The 4,079-nt window shown below is 45.0% G+C and carries 1 protein-coding gene; it reads left to right on the forward strand.

Going from position 1 to position 4,079, the window contains the following annotated elements; translation table 11 throughout:
* Window positions 1-4,079 (forward strand): hypothetical protein (locus VJJ03_RS11445; RefSeq protein WP_323975693.1); only part of this gene is annotated, 4,079 nt, incomplete at both ends.

Below are 4,079 nucleotides of genomic sequence, written 5' to 3' on the forward strand. Positions count from 1 at the left end.
ATAGAGAAATCTCCAGAGATCAATCCTCTTAATGCGGGTGATTATATAGTAACCCATAACTCAGTGTGTGGAAGTGTTCAGCAAGGAGGTTCCATTACGGTTACCCGTGTAACAGGAGGATCAGCCTCTCCGTTGTACCACTATGCTTTTGTAGAAGCAGGACAGACTCCAAATGATAGTGACTATACGGCTAGTGCAAGCAAGACCTTCCCTTATACAACTCAGGACAAGCACTATGATATTTATATTAAAGATACTCATACCACTCCGGTAGCCTGTGGTAAGAAGGTAGTGGGCAATGTAGAGATAAAAGGAGCGGTTCCTACGGAGATAGACCCAAGTACGAGCAACATTATCGTTCACAGTGCTACTTGTACAGGCGAGAGTGGAAAGCTAGTGATAAGGCAGATTAAAGGGCGTGGTCCATACCGAGTAAGATTGCAACGCAATACACCTACCCCTGCGGTAACCTTCCCAGAGGTAGTGATTCCAGCCGCTCCTACGGTAAATAATTATGAGATACCAGGATTGGAGATAGGAACCTATACCTTAAGGATATCCGATGAGGGGAATAATAACTGTGAGCCATTGGGCAGCAGTGGTTATAACTTTGAGATAAAGGATATGCATATTACGGTAGGGAATACAACCTTTACCACACCGAGCTGTACGGATACGACAATGGGCTTTACCTTAAGTGGAAGCAGTGATATACAGCCGGCATCTGATTATGAGATCGTATACCGAATCATCAAAGAGAATGGCAATGCTTATACAGGTCCAGGCAATGCATGGCAAACCAGTGGAACATTCATGGGTTATAATATAGGCAGTAGCTATACAGCGCAGATAGGAGTACGTCTTAGGGTAGCTCCCAATACGGTGGTATGTACTAAGGAGGTGCCTGAGTTTACTTTGCGACGCAGTCAGGATTTGACCTTTACACCAGAGAACTTTACGGCAAATTGTAGCACCTTTGACTTAAAGGTAACTTTTGCTCATGGAGAGTATGATTCAGTAATTTTCTATTTGAATCATGATGGAGCCCCAGCAGAGGCAACCAGTGGGGAATTAGCTACACCGTCGCCATATACAGGAACACCGACCCATACCTTTACCGGATTACAGAAAGGTCGTACCTATATTGTATATGTACATTATAAATCAAGAGGAGGAAGTCTATGTAAGGCAAGTAAAGAATTCCGTTACGAGGATCACACAGAGGTACCTTTATCTACAACAATAGATCCTAATGGGGTATCTGGGGTAGCATGTACGCCAGGGGCTACAACAACGGTAGAGTTTAAGGTAAATATCACCGGAGGGCAACCACCTTATACCTTTAGGGTATATGAAGTACAACCCAATGGTTCATTGACTGCTGCTTCAGGGACAACTACTGTGACAACCCCTACACCTCCTTCCACAGAGTATAAGATAAGCCAGACAGGGCAGAATATTCCTGCAGGACAGAGCAAGCAGTATGCGATAGGGGTTTCAGATAGCCATACCCCTGTTTGTACTACTTATACAAGGAATATAACCGTAAGGACAACGACAACTCCAATGAACTTGGTAGGAGGAGGAACAAATCTTACCTTTACCAATACGAAAGCGATTGGCTGTGATGGTACCTCAGGCGGCTTTACCTTGACTGCCTCCTCAGGCTTTACAGGAGGCGTAGGACCTTTTACCTATAAGATACTAAAGGCAAATAATCCGCTTTTGCGTAGGAATATCATTGTAAGGAATGTAGCGAAAGGCACTGATCCAAGCTTTACCTTCCGTCCGACAGATTTCACTACCTTGCCATTCCCTGCGGGCTCTACCTTGACCATTACGGTAGAGGATGAAGGGACAGGATGTGAGATTACCTTGACCTCACCGATGACAAGTATAGGACAGTTCTCTAATAGTCAACATAAGGCGAAGTTTACCATATCGATAAACAATGCCACAGCGTGTACGGGAGATACCTATGATATGATCCTTACCTTAAGCGATTTGAATGCTCCAGGGGTACCAAGTACACCTGTACCGCCATATAATGACCATACAAGTTATGAATATTCTATAGATAATGGAATTCATTGGACAACCTTTACTGCGAATCCACAAACGATAGCTATTCCGGCATTGTTTGACCATAATAAGGTAAAGGTACGTCATAAGGAGAGCAAGTGTGAGGCAACGAAGACTATTCTACCTCCTGTGCCATCACCAGGGCAGGTATATACCTATCCTAAGTTGAAGTTTACCACAGCGAAGGAATCCGATGTAATTTGTATACCAGGCCCTCCTAATAAGACAGTGGCGAAGATCAAAGTAACTATTCTCAGTGGTTCTGACTTTGTTCCACCAGGAGTTACCTTGCCTACTTATCCAGGAACGGATCACTATACCATTCAGGTAAAAGATGCCGGAGGAACAGTCATACCAGGGGTTACCGTTACTTGGCCTACTCCTCATAGAGTTGCTATTGTAGAGGTACCTGTAACAGGAGGAACTCCTCCTACTATTACCAACTTTAAGGTAGAGGTTAAGGATAATGGGAATGCCTATTGTAATACCTTCCAGGATGCTGGAGGCACAGTAGGACCTTTCAAGAATACGGAAGATGATAATGCGCTAAAAGCGCGCCATAGCCTATCACATGAAGATGCCTCAGGCTGTCAGCCAGGTAGTGAGACCGGTAAGCTTGTATTAACTCGTAATAAGACAGCTAATGCTCGTGAAGAGGGAAGTTATACCTATGAGCTTACTCGCTCAGCCACAGCAGGAGGATCTTATAGTGTAGTACGAAATATCACAGATGCGGATATCACCCAAGAGGATGCGACAAAGGTAGTCTATACGATACCAGGTCTTAGGAAAGGCTACTATAAGATAACGATCAAGCAATCTCCTAACGGAACTTGTCCGGTAGAGATTACCAGTGGAGCCGCAGAAGAGATTAAGGAACAGACTTCGATAACTGAAGATGCTACCCAAGGAAATGCTAAGCTATACCAGATGGGTTGTGATGCACTTGCGAGTGCGGATGCAGCTAAGATAACAGCAAGGATTCCAAGCTTTACCAATGCAACCCCAAGAGAGAAAGCGTACTTGTATATCCCTGTAAAGGGAGGGGTACCTCCTTATACCTTTGAGGTGATAGAGGCAGGTAGGGTTATAGCCACTAAACAAGGAACAGTAACGACTCCACCAACACCACCTACAGTAGCGAGTGATTACCAAGTATTTGAGTTGGAGGATAGAGGGGCTAACTATACCGTTGCTTGGAAGGTAACCGATGCACGTGGTTGTAGTATAGAGAATGCTCCAGGGGTTAGCTTTATGGTTCGTACCTTGGCTAAGACTCAGCAGGTAACGGTACGTAGGACGCAACAGATGGCTTGTAATCCGGCTATAAATGAAGAGTTAGAGCTTACCATTAGGCGTAATATAGCAGGTACTAATACCAATGGTTATGATGCCTATATAGAACGTATTCCAGCGCCACCAGCCACTGCAGTAGTTGTACAGGGTTATGATGGAACAAGAGAACCTGCGGGAGCTACTCCAGGAACGATTAAGCTAACGCTTCCTAATAACCTTCCAGCGGGTGAGGACACAGCAGAATATCGTATTACCTTAAAGGATTTGGATACGAACTGTACTTACACACTAAGTGAACTTTACCGAGTAACAAGGACGCCAAAACCAACGGTGAATGTATCGGTAACTCAGGGAGCATGTAATGATGGATCTGCCACACCAGCCCCTACGCTCAGATTCCGAGTAGAGGTATCAGGAGGAGCGTATGAACAAGGCTATAGCTATAAGATAATAGAAGTAGGTGGTGGCGGCTTCACAGCAGGACCTTTCACGGACTCAGCTGCGGTGAGTGAGAAAGAGGTAACCGTCAGTGGAGGATGGACAGCGAATACGGCAAGAACCTTTAAGGTGGAATTGCAGGTAACTCATACTCAGTGTTCAGCGAGTGCACAGACTCAGGTAAGTATTCCTAACACGGTTACCGCTACCAGTGCTTTACTCAGTCCGATGACCTATTGTGGTACCCAAGCACAGAATGATGC

This window comes from Capnocytophaga sp. G2 (assembly GCF_035282625.1).
Lineage (GTDB): Bacteria > Bacteroidota > Bacteroidia > Flavobacteriales > Flavobacteriaceae > Capnocytophaga.